General features: G+C 71.1%; 23 protein-coding genes, 1 tRNA gene and 1 pseudogene. 18 read left to right on the forward strand and 7 right to left on the reverse strand.

Features of this window, described 5'->3' with window-relative positions; genetic code table 11:
• Nucleotides 1–32 precede the first annotated feature (32 nt).
• The 10 genes and pseudogenes from ACPXCB_RS00950 to ACPXCB_RS00995 all read left to right on the forward strand — a co-directional run.
• Nucleotides 33–225, forward strand: a pseudogene (locus tag ACPXCB_RS00950) (IS256 family transposase); the annotation flags it as partial.
• Nucleotides 222–737, forward strand: a complete 516-nt coding sequence (locus ACPXCB_RS00955; RefSeq protein ID WP_425871290.1) for an HAD domain-containing protein — start codon at nt 222–224, stop codon at nt 735–737. The pseudogene ACPXCB_RS00950 and the gene ACPXCB_RS00955, both read left to right, overlap by 4 nt.
• 396 nt (nt 738–1,133) lie before the next feature.
• Nucleotides 1,134–1,442: a hypothetical protein gene (locus ACPXCB_RS00960; protein WP_425871292.1), complete on the forward strand. Its 309-nt coding sequence runs from the start codon at nt 1,134–1,136 to the stop codon at nt 1,440–1,442.
• A gap of 657 nt (nt 1,443–2,099) precedes the next feature.
• Nucleotides 2,100–2,648 carry a DUF1062 domain-containing protein gene (locus ACPXCB_RS00965; RefSeq protein ID WP_425871293.1) on the forward strand — a complete coding sequence of 183 codons (549 nt, stop codon included), beginning with the start codon at nt 2,100–2,102 and terminating at the stop codon, nt 2,646–2,648.
• A gap of 586 nt (nt 2,649–3,234) precedes the next feature.
• Entirely contained in the window at nt 3,235–3,501 is a 267-nt protein-coding gene (locus tag ACPXCB_RS00970) for a GrpB family protein (protein WP_425871295.1), read from the forward strand.
• Between the two features lie 167 nt (nt 3,502–3,668).
• Complete coding sequence (locus ACPXCB_RS00975; protein WP_425871297.1) at nt 3,669–4,004, forward strand: DUF6204 family protein; 336 nt, start codon at nt 3,669–3,671, stop codon at nt 4,002–4,004.
• 149 nt (nt 4,005–4,153) lie between these two features.
• Entirely contained in the window at nt 4,154–4,405 is a 252-nt protein-coding gene (locus ACPXCB_RS00980) for a hypothetical protein (protein WP_425871298.1), read from the forward strand.
• A 250-nt stretch (nt 4,406–4,655) separates the two neighbouring features.
• Entirely contained in the window at nt 4,656–5,177 is a 522-nt protein-coding gene (locus tag ACPXCB_RS00985) for a SigE family RNA polymerase sigma factor (protein WP_425871300.1), read from the forward strand.
• Nucleotides 5,170–6,444, forward strand: a complete 1,275-nt coding sequence (locus ACPXCB_RS00990; protein WP_425871302.1) for a rod shape-determining protein MreC — start codon at nt 5,170–5,172, stop codon at nt 6,442–6,444. The genes ACPXCB_RS00985 and ACPXCB_RS00990 overlap by 8 nt, the downstream gene beginning before the upstream one ends.
• Nucleotides 6,445–6,685: 241 nt before the next feature.
• Entirely contained in the window at nt 6,686–7,030 is a 345-nt protein-coding gene (locus ACPXCB_RS00995; RefSeq protein WP_425871304.1) for a hypothetical protein, read from the forward strand.
• A 132-nt stretch (nt 7,031–7,162) separates the two neighbouring features.
• Here the strand turns inward: ACPXCB_RS00995 and ACPXCB_RS01000 are convergent, their stop codons facing one another.
• Nucleotides 7,163–7,750, reverse strand: a complete 588-nt coding sequence (locus ACPXCB_RS01000; protein WP_425871306.1) for a hypothetical protein — start codon at nt 7,748–7,750, stop codon at nt 7,163–7,165.
• 564 nt (nt 7,751–8,314) lie between these two features.
• Between ACPXCB_RS01000 and ACPXCB_RS01005 the strand changes: the two genes are divergently transcribed.
• Nucleotides 8,315–8,971 (forward strand): hypothetical protein, encoded by a 657-nt coding sequence (locus ACPXCB_RS01005; protein WP_425871308.1) that lies wholly within the window; start codon nt 8,315–8,317, stop codon nt 8,969–8,971.
• A 213-nt stretch (nt 8,972–9,184) separates the two neighbouring features.
• Here the strand turns inward: ACPXCB_RS01005 and ACPXCB_RS01010 are convergent.
• Together ACPXCB_RS01010 and ACPXCB_RS01015 are read right to left on the reverse strand one after the other, a co-directional pair.
• Nucleotides 9,185–9,259, reverse strand: a tRNA-Val gene (locus tag ACPXCB_RS01010).
• A gap of 103 nt (nt 9,260–9,362) precedes the next feature.
• On the reverse strand, nt 9,363–9,908 hold the full coding sequence (locus ACPXCB_RS01015; protein WP_425872099.1) for a TIGR02611 family protein: 546 nt from the start codon (nt 9,906–9,908) through the stop codon (nt 9,363–9,365).
• 303 nt (nt 9,909–10,211) lie between these two features.
• Between ACPXCB_RS01015 and ACPXCB_RS01020 the strand changes: the two genes are divergently transcribed.
• Nucleotides 10,212–10,643 carry an SsgA family sporulation/cell division regulator gene (locus ACPXCB_RS01020; protein ID WP_053653619.1) on the forward strand — a complete coding sequence of 144 codons (432 nt, stop codon included), beginning with the start codon at nt 10,212–10,214 and terminating at the stop codon, nt 10,641–10,643.
• Nucleotides 10,644–10,746: 103 nt separating this feature from the next.
• Here ACPXCB_RS01020 and ACPXCB_RS01025 read toward each other — a convergent pair whose 3' ends face one another.
• A complete protein-coding gene (locus tag ACPXCB_RS01025) occupies nt 10,747–11,529 on the reverse strand; it encodes an SDR family oxidoreductase (protein ID WP_425871310.1) in 783 nt (260 codons plus the stop codon).
• Between the two features lie 268 nt (nt 11,530–11,797).
• Between ACPXCB_RS01025 and ACPXCB_RS01030 the strand changes: the two genes are divergently transcribed.
• From ACPXCB_RS01030 to ACPXCB_RS01040, 3 genes are read left to right on the forward strand one after another with little or no spacing between them, the layout of a single operon-like run.
• On the forward strand, nt 11,798–12,700 hold the full coding sequence (locus ACPXCB_RS01030) for a helix-turn-helix transcriptional regulator (RefSeq protein WP_425871312.1): 903 nt from the start codon (nt 11,798–11,800) through the stop codon (nt 12,698–12,700).
• 7 nt (nt 12,701–12,707) lie between these two features.
• Nucleotides 12,708–13,163 carry an RrF2 family transcriptional regulator gene (locus ACPXCB_RS01035; RefSeq protein WP_425871314.1) on the forward strand — a complete coding sequence of 152 codons (456 nt, stop codon included), beginning with the start codon at nt 12,708–12,710 and terminating at the stop codon, nt 13,161–13,163.
• Nucleotides 13,163–13,675: a GNAT family N-acetyltransferase gene (locus ACPXCB_RS01040; RefSeq protein ID WP_425871315.1), complete on the forward strand. Its 513-nt coding sequence runs from the start codon at nt 13,163–13,165 to the stop codon at nt 13,673–13,675. Before ACPXCB_RS01035 ends, ACPXCB_RS01040 begins: the two co-directional genes overlap by 1 nt.
• A 57-nt stretch (nt 13,676–13,732) precedes the next feature.
• Here the strand turns inward: ACPXCB_RS01040 and ACPXCB_RS01045 are convergent, their stop codons facing one another.
• Complete coding sequence (locus ACPXCB_RS01045) at nt 13,733–14,302, reverse strand: flavin reductase family protein (protein ID WP_425871317.1); 570 nt, start codon at nt 14,300–14,302, stop codon at nt 13,733–13,735.
• 336 nt (nt 14,303–14,638) lie between these two features.
• Here ACPXCB_RS01045 and ACPXCB_RS01050 point away from each other — a divergent pair, with 336 nt between their 5' ends.
• Nucleotides 14,639–14,818: a DUF4236 domain-containing protein gene (locus tag ACPXCB_RS01050; protein WP_007075522.1), complete on the forward strand. Its 180-nt coding sequence runs from the start codon at nt 14,639–14,641 to the stop codon at nt 14,816–14,818.
• 57 nt (nt 14,819–14,875) lie between these two features.
• Here the strand turns inward: ACPXCB_RS01050 and ACPXCB_RS01055 are convergent, their stop codons facing one another.
• The gene (locus tag ACPXCB_RS01055) at nt 14,876–15,766 is read right to left on the reverse strand and encodes a hypothetical protein (protein ID WP_425871319.1); all 891 of its coding nucleotides are present in this window, start codon (nt 15,764–15,766) and stop codon (nt 14,876–14,878) included.
• A gap of 140 nt (nt 15,767–15,906) precedes the next feature.
• A complete protein-coding gene (locus tag ACPXCB_RS01060) occupies nt 15,907–16,428 on the reverse strand; it encodes a VOC family protein (RefSeq protein ID WP_425871320.1) in 522 nt (173 codons plus the stop codon).
• Nucleotides 16,429–16,478: 50 nt separating this feature from the next.
• Here ACPXCB_RS01060 and ACPXCB_RS01065 point away from each other — a divergent pair, with 50 nt between their 5' ends.
• Both ACPXCB_RS01065 and ACPXCB_RS01070 read left to right on the forward strand, forming a co-directional pair.
• Nucleotides 16,479–16,940, forward strand: a complete 462-nt coding sequence (locus tag ACPXCB_RS01065; RefSeq protein ID WP_425872101.1) for a MarR family winged helix-turn-helix transcriptional regulator — start codon at nt 16,479–16,481, stop codon at nt 16,938–16,940.
• A 57-nt stretch (nt 16,941–16,997) separates the two neighbouring features.
• On the forward strand, nt 16,998–18,560 hold the full coding sequence (locus ACPXCB_RS01070; protein ID WP_425871322.1) for a tetratricopeptide repeat protein: 1,563 nt from the start codon (nt 16,998–17,000) through the stop codon (nt 18,558–18,560).
• The last annotated feature ends 116 nt before the right edge of the window (nt 18,561–18,676 follow it).

Genomic DNA, 18,676 nt, shown 5'->3' on the forward strand with positions numbered 1-18,676 from the left:
ACTCCCTGCCCCGCGGCCGACACCCCATCGGCGTGCGGCTGCACACCAAGGTCACGCGGTGCCGGATCCCGCGCAGCCGCCCTTGCGATGACCTTCAAGCTCATCGCATCCGCCCAGCAACGCTGGCGCGCGGTCGACGCTCCTCACCTGGTCGCTCTCGTGCGCGCCGGGACCCGATTCGACAAGGGCGTGCTCGTCGAGCGCGAACAGCTCGCCGCTGCATGACCGACCATGCGGAGAGTCCACTGCTGTTCCTCGATGTCGATGGGCCGCTCCTTCCGTTCGGGGACGGTCCGCAGCGCGAACTGTCAGGCGCCGTGTCGACCTCGCATCTGGCGCGGCTCGATCCACAAGTCGGGCAGCGTCTGGCGGCGCTGCCATGTGCGTTGGTCTGGGCCACGACCTGGGAGGAGGAGGCGAACACCGAGATCGCGCCCCGGATCGGGTTGCCACGCCTACCAGTCGTGCGTTGGCCGGAGGCCTCCGACGAGCACGAGCGTGAGGACCAGTGGTTCGGACTTCACTGGAAGACCCGGACCGTGGTGGCGTGGGCGGATGGACGCCCGTTCGCCTGGGTCGACGACGAGATCAGCGACGCCGATCGGGACTGGGTGTCCGCGCACCATTCCGGCCAAGCCCTCCTCCATCACGTCGTGGCATCGCGAGGCCTCACCGACGACGACTTCGCAGCCCTCGATCAATGGCTACACGCAGTTCGGGTCAACCACAGGATTTGACAATTGCTCCTCGCAGGTAAGTCCTGTGAGCTCCGTGCGTCAACGTCCATCCGCGTACGCGCCCTCGGGCGATGGATCGCGCTCGGCCGCCAGCGGCTGCCCTCGTCCCGGCTGGTTGCTGTCACCGATGCGGTCGACAGCAACAGGAGACACCAGGCGTGGATGACTGGCCGGCAGGCGGCAGGGGCGAACGCACGGTAATGGGCGGACCCGGGGTGCGATCCGGGCCGCCAGTCCTGCTGCCCCGCGTAGACTCTCGTGGCTGCTTTGTCCCCAGGAAGCACTGGCCGTCGTTGAGCTGCGTCACCAGCAGGGCTGAGCTGTTCGAACGGCCCACCGGCGTCCAAAGGCGTCCGGCGCCGCCCACGCCCGCCGTCACACACCGAGAGGGGGCAGATGGAGACCTGGCGTGTCCTGGCGGCTGTCATCATCGGCCCGGCTGTGAGCCTCGTAGGCGCCGCCCTGGCCACCAACTTTCGCGGGGTGACGGAGTGGCATGTGCGGCGATCGATGTCCGCGGCGAGCGTGCTGCGGCAAGTTCCACCGTGGCGCTCGCTACCCGACGTCCCGCACGAGGAGCGTCTAGCGCGCTTCATCCTGCTGGAACGGGTGGTGGGCGTGGTGTTCGCAGTGGCCGGAGTAATGATCTTGGTTGCTGTCGGCTACAGCGCCTTGACCGGGCAGCCGATGAAGACGGTGAAGTAGGCAGCTTCATCTCGACCACCGACCCGCCCTTCGAGGGAGCAGGCCGGCTGCTCGTCCCGCCACGTCAAGCGGGCCTCGACTGCTCGTACGGCCGCTGTCGGAACAGACTGAGTCGGCTCCCGTGTCACGGACCGCACCCCTCGGCGGACACCGCCCCCATGCTCGGGCCTTGCCGCGCGGTCCCGGCGCGCCCCTTCCCTGGCGCCGCGCTGGTCTGGCGCGGCGCGCTGATCGCAGCATGAGCGGACGGCCGACCTGGCCTTCAGGCTGTCCGCGGAAACGCTCCTCGACGACCTCGGCCACGGCTTCGCTGTCGCCGCTCTCCGCCACCGTGAGCAAGGCACGCTCCTGGTCCAACGAGATCCCGACGTGCCCCCCGCAGGCGGATCACTCTTCGAGCCGGAAAACCGTTTGAGCCCTACTTCCGCGTTCCCGTAGGTTGCCGATGCCCCGTCGCAGCGAGGACAAGAGGACAAACCGCGTGACCCCGCCCGCTCTTTAGACCTGACGCCTTCTTCCGCGCATCTACAGGCCGACCCTCCCGTCGGTTCTGCCGGGCTGCCCGCGTGCGCCCGTTCATGCAGCGTTTGAGGCCGCGCGCAATCGGCCTCGTGTCAGGTCTTCAGAGAGATCATCGTGTCTTCACAACCTCATACTGTGCTGCCCTGGATCGTTCGCCGGACCAGGCTGCCTCTGCTGTCGTTGCGGTGCGTGGACTGCCGGTCGGAGTCAGCCACCACCGGCGAAGGCAGGTTCCGCGTCAACGCCAACGGCAAGCTGCTGGACGTGTGGCTGCTGGTCCGTTGCGTGTCCTGCAATCGGACGAGCAAACTCACCGTGCACGAGCGAGCGCCGGTCAAATCCTTCGATCCGGTATTACTCGACGGCTACCACGCCAACGATCCGGAGCTCGTGGCGGCCACGCTGCTGGATCCGCTGCTCGCCCGGCGCAACCGGTACACCCTGAACTGGCAGGGGGCCTGGCATCTGGACACCCCGCCGGCCCAGCTCGACGAGGCGTGGCCACTGCAGGTGAAGGTTGACTTCGAGGATCCGGTGCCGGTCCGCCCGGAGCGGCTCATCGCGCAAGGGCTCCGCCTCAGCAGAAACGAGGTACTGCGCCGGATCAAGTGTGACATTTCCCTGCGCCGTCCGACGAGCGCCGGATTCACTTTCGTCGTGGTGATGGGGGACTCGATGAACTGATCTGCACTCTCAACGGCGGGAGTCACAGCCCTACCAGGCAACATACGCATACAGCGGGAATCAGAAGTGGGGACATAGGGCGGCTCGCCATGTCCCCACTTTTGACCACATCCGTTCGTTGCCGTCTACCGCCTTCTGGCTTGATCAAATGCACTTAACTCGGCAGATCCGTGAGCGCTGTCCCGAAGGCCATGTACGCGGCGAGGACGTAGTTGGGGTGGCGGTCGAGGTTCTTGCGTGCTCGGGCGTAGCGCATCGTGGTTCTCGGTCGGCGCGGCAGGCGGCGATCTGCACGTCGCGGAGGCTGACGTTGGCGTCACGCGTCGTCGTCACGAACGTGTGCCGCGGCATGTGGGTGCATCCTCGGCATCCGGACCCCCGCCGCGGCCCGACGCTTCCTCGATGCCGTACCGCACCATGACGTGCAGGTCCGCGGTGAGTAGATCCCTCGCGGGGCCGCGATCCACGATCGCGGCCAGCGAGGCGGAAGAGGGGCGCTCCGGGAAGGGGCGTTCAGACGGCCTGACCCGGTCGTAGCAGGATGGCTGACAGCCGTCGAGACGGGGTTCTATGAGGAGAAGGGACGATGAGAGGCAGGTGGGAGCGCACCTACCAGCTTCATCTCACCGAGCCGACCTCCCTGCTGTGGCGGCGACGAGTCGTGTTCCGCGATGCGCTGCGGTGCAGAGCTGATTACCGGTCCCGGTACGAGCGCCTCAAGCGCGATCTTGCGCACGCTCACGGCGCTGACCTGATGGCCTACGCACGCAACAAGGACGACTTCGTCAACGAGGTCCTCGGCGCGCGCGACAAGACGCAAGCTCCGACCGTCAGCTACACCCGGAAACCCTGACGGTCTCTCACCCGCTGTGAAATGCCCATGCGTCTCAGTGTTCCTCCGGGTAGGGTCGCCACCGCCGCAGTGGTCGGCCAGCGGCCTGGCGACCGCGATCTGCCCTTCCGGCCGCACCGGCCCGCCGACCGATGTCGTGATCTCAGCCAAAATCGGAGGCCCCAGCAATGGCCCGCAAGACATATCAAGTCATCGTGCGTGGCAAGTTCGCGCCACTCGATGACGAGCAGCGGGCCGCGCTGCTCGCCAAGGCTGACGAACACGACGTGTTCCGGGCGAAGTTCACCGAGGAAGGGACCATTACCTACGAGCGGTCCCTACTCGCCTTCACCTTCCGCTGCCTGGTCTCGGCCACCGAGGAGGACAAGGAAGCGATCGTGATTGGCAAGGCGGAAGCGCTCGCGGCAGCCGCCGTCTCGGGAATCGGTGCCGACTACCGAGACCTCAAGTCGGTGTCGACCGACCTCGACAACATCAAGATCCGCCGTCGACGGGAACACTGACACTCGTAGCCGTCGGGCTTCCCCACCGGCGCCCGGGATGCGGCCCGAGGGGCGCTGCACCCCCGTGACGGCGATGACGCCCGGTACCTGGACTCGGTGCAGACCTCCGGCGCGGGCGGAACCTGGAGATCGGCGACGGCGCCGACACGGTGGACTTCGACCTCAACCCCACCCAGATGCGGGAGCTGCACGACGCGCTCACCGCCACCATCACCGCTGACGACTTCGCCGACGCGCCCGGCGCCTACCGACCCAAGGAGAACGACGAGCGGTACATCGCCTGGTCCGACTTCGAGTACGAGCACGGCTTCAGCCCGGAAGCCGGCGGCGGCATCCGCATGGTGACCCTCGCCCTGACCCTCAAGCAACTGCAGGCACGGCGGGACCAGCTCGCCGCTTGATCTTTATTATCGAGCGCCGCGACGGCTGCGGGTGGGCGCTGCCCGACGGCCACATCGAGCCGGGCGCGAAGACCGCGGCCGACGCGGCGGGCCCGGGAGCTGACCAAGGAAGCCGGGCTGATCGTCACCCTTACCGACCCGCGGGTCGAGTTAGTCGATCGTCAAAAAGTTCCGGAGTCACGGCAACGTTTGCTGGGGTCGAGAGCGTAAGTAGTGGCCGTGAGATTGGAACTGAGGGTGCGGGTGGCTGATGCATGATCGCGAGGATAGGGAGGTGACAGCCTTTGTGCGGGCGCGTTACGGATCGCTGCTCCGGACCGCCTTCCTGCTGTGCGGGGACCGAGGGAAAGCTGAGGATCTGGTCCAGACGACGTTGGCCAAGACGGTTGTGGCGTGGTCTCGACTGCAACGCTCGGAAGGCGTCGATCACTACGTTCGGCGCGTTCTAGTCAACACGTTCGTGTCCTGGAGGCGGCGCCGATCCTGGTGGGAGCAGCCCTTGGGTCGGCTGGTGGAGAGTCAGGCGCGCGACGAGTACGTGGGGGTGGAACAGCGGGACTTGATTCGCCGGGCGTTGGACGGGCTGCCGGCACGACAGCGTGCCGCCGTCGTACTGCGCTTCTACGAGGACCTGTCCGAGCAGGACACGGCGCACGTACTGGGTTGTTCGGTTGGCACGGTCAAGAGTCTTTCATCAAGGGGTCTGCAGGCTCTGCGTAAGCAGTGGGTTGAGGCCGACGCTGTTGCTGATGAAGAGGTGCGCTATGCGTGACACGACCGAGTTGCGTGACGGCCTGGCGGATCTGGCCGAGTCGGTGGCACCGACCGAGGGCTATGAAGGCGAGATCATGCGGCGGGCAGGCCGGCGTCGCGGGCGGCGGCGTATCGCCGCCGCAGCCGCGGCTGCGGTGTGCGTGGCGGTGCTGGTCACGATGTTTCGGGTTGTCGGATTCGGGCCCGCACCGCAACTCGCTGCACCGCCGCCGGATGGCCCGTTTCTGGGGTGGTCCCCGGTGGGAGACGTGGACGCTGGCCTGGTGCGTGAGGCCACCAGCGTCTGGGACCGTGCCAACTCGGCAGGCCCGCACACTGATGTGCGGGCCCTTGTCGCGACGCGCCATCAACGCCTGCGCTCGACGGTGGTCGTGCTGCAGGGGTACGACAAGCAGGGCGGCGCGCGGTTGGCGTTCTTCACTGGTGATCTTGGTGCGGCGGACGCCTTGCGGATGCGGGTTGATCGGCCGGTGCCCGACCCGGTGAAGACTCAGGTGATAAGTCTGGTCAGTTCGCGGTTGTCCGGAGCCGCCGGCGAGGTCAGTGATGACCCCTGGGGTACCTATGCCATTGCCCTCGCCATGCCGGGCGTGACAGCGGTGCGGGTGTCGAGTACCGCAGTCGATAATGAAATGATCCAAGAACCGGACGGACCCACCAGTCGCCTTGTGGTGAAAGAACTCCCGATCTCTGCGACCGCGCAGACGACGGCGATCGCGGGGTTCGTCAAGCCGAAGCGACCGTTCGCCAGCCTCACGAAGGTGTTCGAGGTACCTGGTGAGGACGGTGTGGACGGCGACGCGCGGGCCGTACCCGCTGAGGTACTCGGCAGGAACGGCCAACAGATAATCGTGGCGCTCCCAGAGAACCAGGGAGTCCGGCAAGGACAACTAGCCGTCACCGCCGAAGGTTTGGTCGGCCGCGTAGCGGCAGTCGATACCGCCCGCGGCGAAGCCACTGTCGACCTCGTCACCAGCACCGGCTTCACCGGCCAGGTGTACACGAATATCAGTAATGTTCCGGGTTTCGTACGTGGCACCGGCGGAAAGCTGGTCATGGAAGGCGTTCCCGCAGACGGTGAGGTTTACCAGACCAACCGTGTCTTGATGCCGGATCCGTCCCAGCGGAGCAGTCAGGTTGGCGCTGTCACGATCGGGCGAGCGTCTGCGGACAAGGCGGCAGGCGCGACCACGGTGGAGCTTACGCCAACAGCCGACCTTGCCAACCTGACCAGATTGTCGATCATGACGCCATCCGCCCCCTGACGCGTTCCGCCGACGCAACGATGCGCGGAGGCAAGTCGCCTCCGCGCATCCTCAACAGGTCTGCAGGTCAGTAGTGGACCGAGCCGCTGCCGGAAGCCTTTGCGATGTCACCGCCGCTCCCCGGCTGCTGGCTCGCCGCCAATAGGCTCGTTGGCGCGGTGCCCCGGTCAGCACCATCGACGCGCGAGCGGCCCTCGCTCTCCTCCGGGAGGGCCGGGGGACCCGTTTTGTGCTGTAGTTGATGTACGTCAATTTCTCTGGCAGGCTCGGCATTCGGATCGAACAGAGTGGAGCTCGCATGTCTGCACTTCGTCGGGTCGTCGCAGCCACAGCGCTGGTCGGGGCGGTGTCCGCGTCCGTCCTGCTCTCCGGGCCTGCGGTCGCCGCCGAAACCAAGTCCTTTTACGGCAGGGGAATGAACAACAACTACTTCACGGCGCTGGCCAACGCCAACAACGCTGCGCGCTCCCTTGCCAGCGCCGACGGCTTCGACCCGGACACGCAGTGCAGCCACGGTGGAAGCTTTACGACGCAGCCGTGGCCGGGCCTCTACTCGGTGCTGGCGCAGATCAACTGCACCCGCTGAGTATCCAAGTCAGGAGCCTTCGGGGGTAGTCTCGCCCGGCTCCGGGGAACGCGTTGTGTTTCATCCTGTTAGCCCGCCCACCCAGCGGCCCTGCTCACCTCCGGGTGGGCGGGCCACTTCGTGCTGCCTGGACTACCTCACCGCCCAGCGCGGCGTCACGTGCTCGCCCTCCGGCGCGTACTCGACGAACACCGGCCGCGTCTTGCCTGGCACCGGGAACGTGATGCAGCCGCGTACGCACCGGCCCGGTGCGAGCGCCTTTTCCGACCACGGGTACTCCGGCTCCGGGAACGAGCCGTAGCCGGTGCTCGACGGCTGGATCACCGAGTCGTCGGCGAACACCAGCACCCACGGCCCGTTCGACACACCCACCGACGGCTCGTCGATGTCCTTGTTCGCGCACACCTTCACGTCTGCGGCGCCCCACACGTAGCCGGCCTGCTCGTCGGGGCGGGGCGCGGTCTTCGCGACGTTGTGCCGGTAGCCGAACACGGTCGCGGTGACGTAGCCGCCACCGGTGCGGATGCTCTTACCGAACGGCAGGGGCGCGTCCTGGTCGACGGACGGGCTTGGGCTGGCGCTCGGCGTCAGGGTGGGAGCGGCGCTGGTGGCCGGGGCGGGCGTTGTCGGCGCGGCGGCCGGCTCGGGGTGGCTGCCGCAGCCGGTCAGCGCGGTGGCGGCCAGCACCAGGCCGGCGGTGAGGTGGCGGGTGAAGCGCATGCCAGGCACCGTATTGCCGGGCGGGGATCTCGCCGACCGGTCGTCGGATGGCCGACGCTTCCGGCTGGCGCCCCCGACGGCGGGGGCGCTTCGCTGTGCCTACGCCGCCACGGCGGCGGCGGCCTCCCTGCGAGCCTTCATCCAAGCCTTCGCCTTGACCGGCTGCAACCCGCCGCCGCGGCCAAGCTAGCAGCACAGGTGGCACATCACGCCGCCCCCGCCAGTACGCCACCCGCCGACCGACCGGCAACAATTCACTGCTGTCCACGACGCCACCGTCGCTCCGGTACCGCCCGGGTCGTCTCCTCGGCCGGTATTCGATCCGCCTCAGCCTGCGCGAGGATCCGTTCTCGGGCAGCCTCTCGCTCCGCCGCCTGGATCTGCTCGCCTCGACTCTCGGCCGGAGGGTTCAGCGCTCGCGGATGTCGCTGGGATGGCAGGGAAACGCTGTCGACTCTTCCGTCACGTGGCATCAAGTGCCGCCCGGCCTATCTTCAGATAATCAGGTCCTCGGACGAAGAACAAGACTTGATCTTGTAGCGCGGGGGTTCCACGCTGTGACACATGACATGGGACCCCTTCATCACCCTCCAACGCGCCCTGTGGATCGGAGGCGGTCAGTGGGCCGGCAAATCCACTGTCGCTGGCATTCTCGCTGAGCGCTGCGGCCTCACCCATTACCACTACGACTACCACGACGCTCGCGGTCATGATGATCGGCGGGTAGCACAGCGGATCCGCCGCGGCGAGTCCCCAACCGGACCGGACTGGGAGGCAATCTGGATCCAAGCAACGCCAGATGAGATGGCCAATCAGGTCATCGCCGACTTCCCGGACCGTTTCCAATGGGTGCAAGACGACCTGCGTGCCCTCGTCTCCCCTCGGCCCATCCTTGCTGAGGGCTGGGGGCTACGCCCAGAACTGGTCGCGCCGGTCGCCGGTTCTATCGGCCAGATGGTGGTCATGGTCGCGACCGAGGAGTTCAGGCAACGCCAGATCGCCCGGCTACCCCGTGCAGGCGCCGTCGGTCATCAGGTCAGTGACCCGCAACTCGCTCAACGCAACCGCGTCGAGCGAGATCGGTTGATAGCCGCGGACGCGGTCCGCAACGCGCACCGATTGGGGGTCCGCGTCATCGAGGTCGACGGATCCCGCGACGCCGAAGCGGTGGCCGACCTGGTGGCCGAGCACTTCGCGCCGTTCCTGCCCGAGCAGCCTTGAAACGCATAACTCATCTGGCACCGCGATCCGCGCGCACCCGTACAGCTTGTGGTGAGCTCGGCTTGCCTGGGGTCGGTGGCTGGCGGATCCGACGGGCGGGATCTACGCATCCGCGAGGCGTTCGCTGACGATCCGCTGACGCCCAGCGACGACTGACGATGGAATCAGGAAGAGCCACCCTCATCCGAGGGTGGCTCTTCTGCGTTACTTCGATGGTGGGCGATACTGGGATCGAACCAGTGACCTCTTCGGTGTGAACGAAGCGCTCTCCCGCTGAGCTAATCGCCCTCAGCGCCGCTGACTCTACCTGATCGAGGGACCGGACCGGAAATCCGGGGTCCGCGCGCCGCGCCGCGGTCGGTCGACCGGCAGAGCGCCGGGTCGGTCCGGGTCAGTGGGTCGCCAGGTAGTGCAGCGCCTCGGCGACCACGTCGATGCCGAAGCTGTACTTCAAGGACAGCCAGACCACCGAGCCGACGAAGACCAGGCCGACGGAGCCGAGCACGAAGCGTACGGCCAGTGAGCGGTCCTTCACCCACTGGGTCCAGCTGTGCACGTGGTGACGGGTGAAGCCGAGCAGCCGGCGGGCCCAGTGGAACTCGACGGCCCAGATGCCGAGGCCGGCGATCACCAGCAGCCAGCCCGGCCCGGGCAGCGGGATGAGGGCGATGCCGATGGTGACGACGAGGGCGCCGGCGATGGCAATGAAGATCTTGAGGGTGACCCGTCCGGTCGGGTTGGCCCGGATCAGGTCGAGGGTGGTGCTCAGCCGCTGCCGCCAGCGGGGTCGCTGCCGCCGCTCGGCCAGCGTCGTGCCGCCTGCGCCATCCCGGCCGGTCGTCGGCGGACCGGGCCGGTCGTGCTGCTCCGTCGGCACCCCGCACCCCCGCCTTTCGGCTGCTCGGGCCGCGACGTTCGGCGGGCCCGGCACTGCCATCGGATCCACTGAGGATCGTTTCGTAACCATTTCCTCCCCCAGTGTGGCTCGCGCCCGTCACTGCAACGGCCGACTGGACGTTACCGGAGTAAGTCGACGACTGAACCACCCGATGCCGGGCGGGATCACGCACTGGGCAGAACCGGAAATCCTAGATGAATATTCACATTCACGCGGCCTTTCCGACCCCCTTCCCACCACTGGGTGAAGTCAGCGTATGGCGGAGCGTAGCCAGGAGTAGCACCTGAGTATGGGAAAAGCGGGACACGCGCGTTCCGCAGCGGTGCCGGGGGGAGATCGTCCATGAGTGTCATCCGACCGACGACCGTAGAGGTCGAGACGTCGCTAAGGCTCGTCGCACCTGACGCCACCGCCTTGCCGGTGCGTGCCAGTCTGCGTTACGACCCTGCTGATCCGTATGCGGTCCATGTCCTGTTCCACGCCGAATCCGCCGGCGGAGAGGCGGTCAGCTGGTCGTTCGCCCGGGAGCTGCTGGTCACGGGCCTCGACGAGCCGGCCGGCATCGGCGACGTGCGGGTCTGGCCCTGGGCCACCCCGCGTGGGGACTTCGTCGCGCTGGCGCTGTCGTCGCCCGACGGCAACGCCCTGTTCGAGGTGCCGCGCAGCGTCCTGGTGCGCTTCCTGCGGCGGACCTACGTCGTCGTCCCGCGCGGCCGCGAGGCCGAGCACCTGGACGTCGACACCGCGGTGACCCGGCTGCTCGCCGGCCGCTGAACCACCGGCCACACCGGCCGTCCGGGGCCGCGCGGATCTGCCGAGTCCGCGCGGCTCCGGCCCACCAGGGGGTACGCGCACCGCCTCCCGCCCTTCGCCGAGTTCAGCCGTGGGTGGTGATGCCACCGTCGACCGGGATCACCGCACCCGTCAGGTACGCGCCGGCGCGGGACGACAGGTAGATCGCGGTGCCGGCCATGTCCTCCGGCCGACCGATCCGACCCAGCGGCACCTGCCCCTCGATGGCGGCCCGGGACGCGGGGTCGTCCAGCGCGAACGCCATCATTTTGCTCTCGAACGGCCCCGGCGCGATCGCGTTGACGGTGATCTGCTCGCCGGCGAGCTGGTGGGCCAGGCTGCGGGTGAGCATGTGCACGGCGGCCTTGGTCGCCGAGTACGCGTACACCTCCATCATCGGCACCCGGATGCCGTCGATGGAGCCGATGTTGATCACGCGGGCCGGGTCGTCGGCGCTGGCCGACGCGCGCAGCGCGGGCAGCAGCGCGGTGGTGAGCCGGAAGACGGCCTTGACGTTGACCGCCCAGAGCTTGTCGAACGCGCTCTCCGGGTACGACTCCAGCGGCGCGCCCCACGTCGCGCCCGCGTTGTTGACCAGCACGTCGAGCCGGTCGAACCGCTCCCGGACGGCGGCGGCCAGGCTCTCGGCGCCGGCGCCGGCGTCGTCGCCGAGGTCGGCGGGGATGGCCTCGCAGCGCCCCTCGGCGGAGAGTTCCCTGGCCACGGCCTCGCAGACGTCCGCCTTGCGGGACGAGATGATCACGTGTGCGCCGGCCCGGACGAAGCCCTGGGCGATCATCAGGCCGATCCCCCGCGAGCCGCCGGTGACCAGGACCGTCTTGCCTTCGACCGAGAACAGATCCGTCATGCCCATCCCATCGCGAGTCGGCCGGGGCCGCCGGGGCGGGGGCGGCCCGGCCGGCGCGGACCGGCTCCGGCCGTGCCTCCACCGGACGGCGCTACCGTTCGGTAACGTAGCCCGCCCCCGACGACCTCGACAACCCCCGCCGGGCGCCCGCGCGGCCCGGCGCACCGCCCGGCCGGCGGGGCCGAGCCACGGTGCGACCGGCCGGTCGCTGGCCTGGGCGGCCTTTCCGGGATGCGTCGACCGTCGCCCCGGGCTACCGTCGCAGGCGATGGTCTCTTCCGGTCAGCTCTCCCCCGCTCCGCCCGGCAACCCGGCGACCGCCCCCGCCGAGATCGACACGGTCGCCCTCGGTGACCTCGCCCCCGAGCCGCGCTGGCGTCGTCCGGTGCTGCTGGAGAAGGACCTGCTCGTGCTGACCACGGGCGGACACGGCACGGCCGAGCTGGACTTCCGCGCCCTGCCCTGCCGCCCCGGCACGCTGCTGCGGGTGCGCGCCGGCCAGGTGCTGCGCTGCGCCGGCCCGCAGCTCGACGCGACGGTGGTGCGCTGGGATCCGGCGGCGCTGCGCGGGCTCGACGTCGACCCGGACGCCGTCCCGGCCTGGCTCCAGCTCGCCGGCGAGGACGAGGACGCGGTGATCAACGAGGTGAGCCAGCTGGCGGTGGACTGCCAGCGGCACCGGGGGTTGGCCGTCGCGCGCGGACTGCTCCGCCACCAGCTCGCCGTGCTGCTGCTCCGGCTGTCGATGCTGCCCGAACGCGCCCACCCGGCGACCCGGGCGGAGGCCGCCACCTTCCATCGGCTGTGCCGCGAGGTCGAACGCGGCTACCAGCACACCCGCCGGGTCGAGGACTACGCCGCCCGGCTGGGCTGCTCGGTGCGTACGCTCACCCGGGCCTGCCTGGCGGTGACCGGGCGCAGCGCCAAGCAGGTGGTCGACGAGCGGGTGGCCCTCCAGGCGAGCCGGCTGCTGGCCGCCACCGACGAGCCGATCGCCCGCATCGGCCGGCGGCTGGGCTTCTCCGAGCCGACGAACTTCGGCCGGTTCTTCACCCGGGAGGTCGGGGTGAGCCCGGGCGCGTTCCGTGCGGCCCGCGAGCGGCCGGTACCCGGGCCGGTGGTCCGGCCCCGCCCGCCCGCCGACGCGACCGGCCGACCGCGCGGGGCATGATGTCGGGGTGCAGATCTCCGCGCGCGGCGACTACGCGGTACGGGCGGCCCTGAGCCTCGCCACCGCGTACCCTGGGCTGCTGTCCACCCAGGCCATCGCCACGGAGCAGGACATGCCGCGCAAGTTCCTGGAGGCCGTCCTGGCCGACCTGCGGCGGGCCGGCATCGTCCGGGCGCAGCGCGGCGCCGAGGGCGGCTACACCCTGGCCCGGCCGCCGCGCGAGGTGACCGTCGGCGCGGTGCTGCGCGCCGTGGAGGGTCCGCTGGCCGGGGTGCGCGGGCTGCGCCCGGAGGAGACCAGCTACGAGGGCGCGGCGGAGAACCTGCCCGGGCTCTGGGTCGCGGTGCGGGCCGCCGTGCGACGGGTGGTCGACGAGGTGAGCCTCGCGGAGATAGTCAGTGGCCGGCTGCCCGCCCACGTCCGTAGGTTGACGGCTCTGCCCGACGCCTGGGAGCCGCGCTGATGCCCACCCCCGTCCTGCACACCGACCGTCTGCTGCTGGAGCCCTACCGGCCGGACGACGCCGAGGACGCCGTGTCCCTGCTCGCCGACCCGGAGGTGGGCCGGTTCATGGGCGACGGCCCGCTGAGCGCCGAGGCGGCCGGCGCCCTCTTCGGGCGGGTCTTCACGAAGGTCTACGCGGAGGACCTCTTCGACGTCTGGGCGGTGCGCCGGGACGGTCGCTACGTCGGGCACGCCGAGATCAAGCGGACGGACCAGGTCGACGGTCACGAGATCATCTACGCGCTGGCGAAGCCGGCCTGGGGCGCCGGTCTCGGCACGGAGCTGGCCCGGGCTCTGGTCCGCTACGGGTTCGACACCCTCGGCCTGCCCCGCGTGTACGCGACGGTCGCCGACGCCAACCACGCCTCGCTGTCGCTGCTGGGCAGGATCGGCTTCGTCCACGAACGCGACATCGCCGAGGACGACGGCAGCGTGACCCGCGTGCTCGTCGTCGACCGCTCCCCTGCCTGAACGCCGCCCCCGGTCACCGGCGCCGCCGAGCGCACCGTGGGGCGGGGCCCGGCCTGGTCAGGGCCGCGCCAGCGGGCCCGTCGTGGTGTAGCCGCCCCGGTGGTGGACCAGCGGGTCCCCGTCCTCGCCGCCGCCGAGCGCGAGCGGCTCGACCACGAAGAGGGTGTGGTCGCCGACCGGCACCCGGTGCGCGACCCGGCAGAGCAGCCGGGCCAGCGCTCCGGTCAGCAGCGGCACGTCGAACGGCCCCGGCGTCCAGTGCGGATAGGCGGCGAACCGGTCGATCCCGCCGGTGGCGAAGACCCGGGCGGCCTCCCGCTGGTGGGCGCCGAGCAGGTGCACGGCGACGTGCTCGGCCCGGGCGAAGACGGGCCAGCTCGACGAGGCGGTCCCGAGGCAGAACGAGACCAGCGGCGGGTCCAGCGAGACCGACGTGAACGACGTGGCGGTGAAGCCGGCCCGGACGGGCCCGCCGGAGGCGTCCGGGTGGCCCGGCGCGGCGCCCGGGGCGACGGCGGTGACGACGGTGACGGTGGCGGCCTGCCGGCGCAGCAGCGCCCGGAACAGGTCCCGGTCCACCGGCAGCAGGTCGGCATCGCCCTGCCGGGACCACTCCACGGTGGTCACGCCGGCTGCGGGGTCGGGTGGGCGCCGGAGGTGCGGGGCAGCCCTCCCTCGACGGGCAGGCGAGCCGAGTGGAGAAGATCGTCCCGCTGCGTCATCGCCCCATGCTGCCGGGGGCCGGGGTCCCGGTCAATGCCCCTATCGGGGGCGGGATCGACGTCGGCCGACACGGCCCCGAACCCCTATGCCGGTGGGTGGGGTTCGGCCCCCTCGGACGCAAGGGATCGTCACCGCCCCTCGACACCGTCCAGAGCGGACGGGCGGGGGGTTTCACGATTCGGCGATCCGGGCATGTTCGGGTTCGACAGGGCAGGGAAGGGATTCGAAGGGAGCCCGACGATGGGTCTGATGTTCCGCAAGCGCAAGAAGTACGGTCCGATCATCCTGAACTTCACCGAGAACGGTTTCTCCTCCTGGAGCATCAAGATCGGTCGCTGGTCCTGGAACTCGCGGGCCAAGGCGCACCGGGTCGACCTGCCGGGTCCGCTGTCCTGGAAGCAGGACAAGTCCCGGGCGTGAGGTCCCGAGGTCGAGCGGGGTGCCGGTGATCCACCGGCACCCCGCTCGACGTTCGCGTCAGGACGCCGGCCCGTCCCCGCGCGCCGAGACGACCACGTCGCCGCCGAGCCGGCCGTGCTCCGGGTCGCGGGTCGCCTCCCCCGCGTCGAGCAGGCCGGTCAGCGCCCGGACGGCGTCGGACGACCGGTAGACGGTCGCCGTGAGGGCGTGCCGGCGCAGCTCGGTGACCGTACGCGGGCCGGAGCGCGCCAGCTCCGCCAGCAGTTCGCGGCGCAGCGGACCGGGCTCCGGGGCCGCGACGACGTCGAGCAGCCGCCCCGCCGGGTCGCGGTAGCGCACGCCGGCGGCGCCGTCGACCGCCCAGAGCGCCTCCTTGAACGCCTCCAGGCTCTTGTCCGACCCCGTCGCGAAGGCGAGCAGCCGCGCCGGGGCCCCGTCGGCGGGCACCAGCTCCAGCTCGGTCGTCAGCGGGAACCCGGCGTCGGCGAGGGCGGCGCGTGCGGGGGTGCCGGCGGCGGTGGCGAGCAGCACGTCCGCCGGCTTGCCGATCGCCGCCGCGGTCAGCACGGCGGGATCGGCGGCGTCGTCGTCCACGACGGACAGCAGGGGCGCGCCGGCCGCACCGGCCGCCTTGACCGCCACCGGCAGCCGGGCCGGGCCGCCGGGCACGAGGTGCACGGCGACGCCCGACGGCAGCTCCGCCTCCACGGCGCCGAGCCGGGCCGGCAGTTCCTCGGTGCCGGCGGCGAGCACCAGCACGGTGAGCTGACGACCCCGCAGCCGGTCGGCGTGCCGGGCGACCACCCGCAGCGCGGCCTCCGCGGAGCCGGCGTCGCCGCCGGCGTACGCCAGGGCCACGGTGGCCCGCCGGGCGCGGTGCAGCGCCCCCGGCAGCCAGGTCTCCAGGTGTCGGACGAGCAGCTCGCGCAGGACGGCGTCGGTCGGCATGCTGCCGTTCTACCGCACGCCCGTCCCGGGCCGGGCACAGCTCCCCCCATCCGGACGGGACGGCGCGGCGCGCGGTCGGGGCGGCGTCCCGTCCCCGGGCCGGTCAGGACGGGACGGGACGCCTTCGGATCCCGCTCGGGTCAGGCCGGAACGGAGACGCCCACGCCGCCACGGGTCTGGCCGCCGTAGCGCCGCCGCTCGGCGTCCAGGTCGAGCCGGCCGATCCGCTTGCGGGCGGCCAGGGCGGCGTCGTCGAGCCGGTCGGCGGGCACCAGCCAGACGATCTCGAACTCCAGCCCGTCCGGGTCCTGGCCGTAGAGGCTCTTGGTGGTGCCGTGGTCGGACGCGCCACTCAGGGCGCCGGCGGCAGCGAGCCGTTGGGCGGTCACCTCCAGCTCGTCGAGGGTGTCGACCTCCCAGGCCAGGTGGTAGAGCCCGACGGTGCCGCGGCCGGCGGTGGAGGGGCCGGCGCCCGCGCCGACCTCGAACAGGCCGAGGTCGTGATCGTTGGTGGAGCCGGGCGCCTGGAGGAAGGCGGCGCCCCGGAAGCCGTCCGGCGTCATCGGGATCGGCCGGAAGCCCAGCACGTCGCGGTAGAAGGCGACGCTGCGGGCGAGGTCACTGACGTAGAGCACGGCGTGGTTGAGGCGGTGGATTCCCATGCCACCAACGCTAGCGCGGTTTTGTTGAACGTTCAACTATCTGGCGTATGATGGGCGTCATGACCCGCTGGCTGGACCCCGACGAGCAGCGCACCTGGCGCGCGTACCTGACCGCTTCCCGGGCGCTGATGGAGGCGCTGGACCGGGAGCTGCAACGCGACGCCGGGATGCCGCACGCCTACTACGAGATCCTGGTCCGGCTCTCCGAGGCGCCGCAGCGGCGGCTGCGGATGAGCGACCTCGCCGAGGCCAGCGGCTCCTCGCGCAGCCGGCTCTCGCACGCCGTGGCCCGGCTGGAGGCGGCCGGCTGGGTCCGCCGCGAGGAGTGCCCCACCGACCGGCGCGGGCAGATCGCCGTCCTCACCGACAAGGGATTCGCCACCCTCGCCGCCGCCGCGCCCGGCCACGTCGAGGGGGTACGCCGGCACCTGTTCGACGCGTTGAGCCCGGCCCAGGTGGACCAGTTGCGCCGGATCAGCGAGACGCTCGCCGCACACCTGACCGGTTCTTGACCAATACACTCCCGCTCGGGTCTTGTACTTACCGTCGTCGGATGAGCACGATGGGGCGTGCCTTCCGGCTTCGGTGAACTGACTGACCAGGCGCATTACCTGGTGTCCTCCGGCGACCTCGCCGGTGCCCAACGGCTGCTCGCCGACGCGCTGACCGACGCCGACCCGCGTCCGGCCAACGCCACACCCGAGCTGGCCGAGGCCGCCAGCCTCCAGGCCCGCGTGCTGGTCGCCCTCGGCGAGCCGCACTCGGCCCGGGGCTGGGCCGCCTTCGCGTACGCGGCCGCCACCCGGCTGCACGGGCGCTCCGACCAGCGCACGGTGGCCGCCGCGGCCACCCTCGCGGCGGTGCTGCACCGGGTCGGCAGCTGGTCCCGCGCCGCCCGGCTCTACCAGGAAGTGATCATCGAACTGACCGCGCTCGACGGTCCCGAGTCGCTGCGGGTGCTCGCCGCCCACGCCGACCTGGCCACCGTGGAGTACGCGCGCGGCCAGTGCCAGGTGGCCCGCGACCGGCTGCTGGACGCCTGGGAGCTGCACCGCGAGGTCTACGGCGACGGGCACCCCAGCGGCATCAAGATGCTGGCCCGGCTCGGGGCGATGCGGCGCGACTGCGGGCAGTTCGCCGAGGCGCACGACAACCTGGCGCTGGCCCGGGAGCTGTGCCGACAGCACCTGCCGGCGGACGACCCGCTGGCCGCGCAGGTGGCGGGGCTGTCCAGGGCGGCTGCCAACCCGGACCACGTCTGCGCCGACACCGCACCCGTCGGCCGGGACGGTCCGATCGTGCCGTCCGCACGCACCCCGCCCCCGGGCGACGGGCCGGCGACGGCACAGCATCCCTCGCAGGCGGGCTACCGCCCGGCGGAGCCGGACCCGTACGCCGGGCCGCCGCACGTGGTGCCGACGCCCCGGCAGCCGACGGAGGACCCGCCGCCCGGCTGGTGGCCCCCCGAGGCCGACGCCGGGGACGGGCCGGCCGACAGCGCCGTGCCGCCGGCGGTCGTCCCTTTGGCCGGCGGCGCCACCGAGGAGACCGAGGGGGTGCACCGGGTCCGCCAGCTCGCCGCGCCCGAGGAGCCCTACCAGCCGTCGCGGCTGCTGCCGGTGCCGGTGCACCGCGCGCCGGCCCGGCGCGCCAACCGGCTGCTGCCGCTCGCCGTCGGTGGCGTCGCGGTGGTGCTGCTGGGCACGGTCGCGGTGATCACCGGGGTGGCCGGGATGGACGGTGCTCCCGACCCGGCGCCCCCGGCGGCCACCGGCGCACCGGCCTCCACGCCGGCCGGCGGGTCGACCGGCACGGGCGCCCCGTCGGCCGCCGGCCCGACGGCCGGGGCCGTGGCCTCCCCCGGCAGCCCGCCGGGCTCGGTGACGCTGCGGGACAACCGCGACAACGTGGCGCTGCGCTGGGCGTACCCGGCCGGTGGGGAGGGCCCGGTGGTCATCTCGGGCGGCCGGGTCGGCCAGGCGCAGACGGCCTTCGCCAACCTGCCCGCCGGCACCACCGCCTTCGTCGTCTACGGACTGAACCGCAGCACCGACTACTGCTTCACGGTCGCGGTCGTGTGGTCGACCGACACGATCGCCCGCGCCCGGCAGGTCTGCACCCGCCGCGGCTGACGGCCCGTCGCGACTGACGGGCCGTTGCGACTGACGGGCCGTTGCGACTGACGGGTCGTCGCGGGTCCCGGGTGGCGCGGCGCCGATCGCGGGTGCGGCGGGCGGTCCGGCCGGGC

It is taken from the genome of Micromonospora sp. DT62 (genome assembly GCF_049847285.1).
GTDB lineage: Bacteria > Actinomycetota > Actinomycetes > Mycobacteriales > Micromonosporaceae > Micromonospora > Micromonospora reichwaldensis.

What these genes read in the sequence shown, in the direction of transcription:
- ACPXCB_RS00955 (WP_425871290.1), top strand. Translation starts at nt 222, where the DNA reads ATGACCGACCATGCGGAGAGTCCACTGCTGTTCCTCGATGTCGATGGG.
- ACPXCB_RS00960 (WP_425871292.1), top strand. Translation starts at nt 1,134, where the DNA reads ATGGAGACCTGGCGTGTCCTGGCGGCTGTCATCATCGGCCCGGCTGTG.
- ACPXCB_RS00970 (WP_425871295.1), top strand. Translation starts at nt 3,235, where the DNA reads ATGAGAGGCAGGTGGGAGCGCACCTACCAGCTTCATCTCACCGAGCCG.
- ACPXCB_RS00975 (WP_425871297.1), top strand. Translation starts at nt 3,669, where the DNA reads ATGGCCCGCAAGACATATCAAGTCATCGTGCGTGGCAAGTTCGCGCCA.
- ACPXCB_RS00985 (WP_425871300.1), top strand. Translation starts at nt 4,656, where the DNA reads ATGCATGATCGCGAGGATAGGGAGGTGACAGCCTTTGTGCGGGCGCGT.
- ACPXCB_RS00990 (WP_425871302.1), top strand. Translation starts at nt 5,170, where the DNA reads ATGCGTGACACGACCGAGTTGCGTGACGGCCTGGCGGATCTGGCCGAG.
- ACPXCB_RS00995 (WP_425871304.1), top strand. Translation starts at nt 6,686, where the DNA reads ATGTACGTCAATTTCTCTGGCAGGCTCGGCATTCGGATCGAACAGAGT.
- ACPXCB_RS01000 (WP_425871306.1), bottom strand. Translation starts at nt 7,750, where the DNA reads ATGCGCTTCACCCGCCACCTCACCGCCGGCCTGGTGCTGGCCGCCACC.
- ACPXCB_RS01005 (WP_425871308.1), top strand. Translation starts at nt 8,315, where the DNA reads ATGACATGGGACCCCTTCATCACCCTCCAACGCGCCCTGTGGATCGGA.
- ACPXCB_RS01015 (WP_425872099.1), bottom strand. Translation starts at nt 9,908, where the DNA reads ATGGCAGTGCCGGGCCCGCCGAACGTCGCGGCCCGAGCAGCCGAAAGG.
- ACPXCB_RS01020 (WP_053653619.1), top strand. Translation starts at nt 10,212, where the DNA reads ATGAGTGTCATCCGACCGACGACCGTAGAGGTCGAGACGTCGCTAAGG.
- ACPXCB_RS01025 (WP_425871310.1), bottom strand. Translation starts at nt 11,529, where the DNA reads ATGACGGATCTGTTCTCGGTCGAAGGCAAGACGGTCCTGGTCACCGGC.
- ACPXCB_RS01030 (WP_425871312.1), top strand. Translation starts at nt 11,798, where the DNA reads ATGGTCTCTTCCGGTCAGCTCTCCCCCGCTCCGCCCGGCAACCCGGCG.
- ACPXCB_RS01040 (WP_425871315.1), top strand. Translation starts at nt 13,163, where the DNA reads ATGCCCACCCCCGTCCTGCACACCGACCGTCTGCTGCTGGAGCCCTAC.
- ACPXCB_RS01050 (WP_007075522.1), top strand. Translation starts at nt 14,639, where the DNA reads ATGGGTCTGATGTTCCGCAAGCGCAAGAAGTACGGTCCGATCATCCTG.
- ACPXCB_RS01055 (WP_425871319.1), bottom strand. Translation starts at nt 15,766, where the DNA reads ATGCCGACCGACGCCGTCCTGCGCGAGCTGCTCGTCCGACACCTGGAG.
- ACPXCB_RS01060 (WP_425871320.1), bottom strand. Translation starts at nt 16,428, where the DNA reads ATGGGAATCCACCGCCTCAACCACGCCGTGCTCTACGTCAGTGACCTC.
- ACPXCB_RS01065 (WP_425872101.1), top strand. Translation starts at nt 16,479, where the DNA reads ATGGGCGTCATGACCCGCTGGCTGGACCCCGACGAGCAGCGCACCTGG.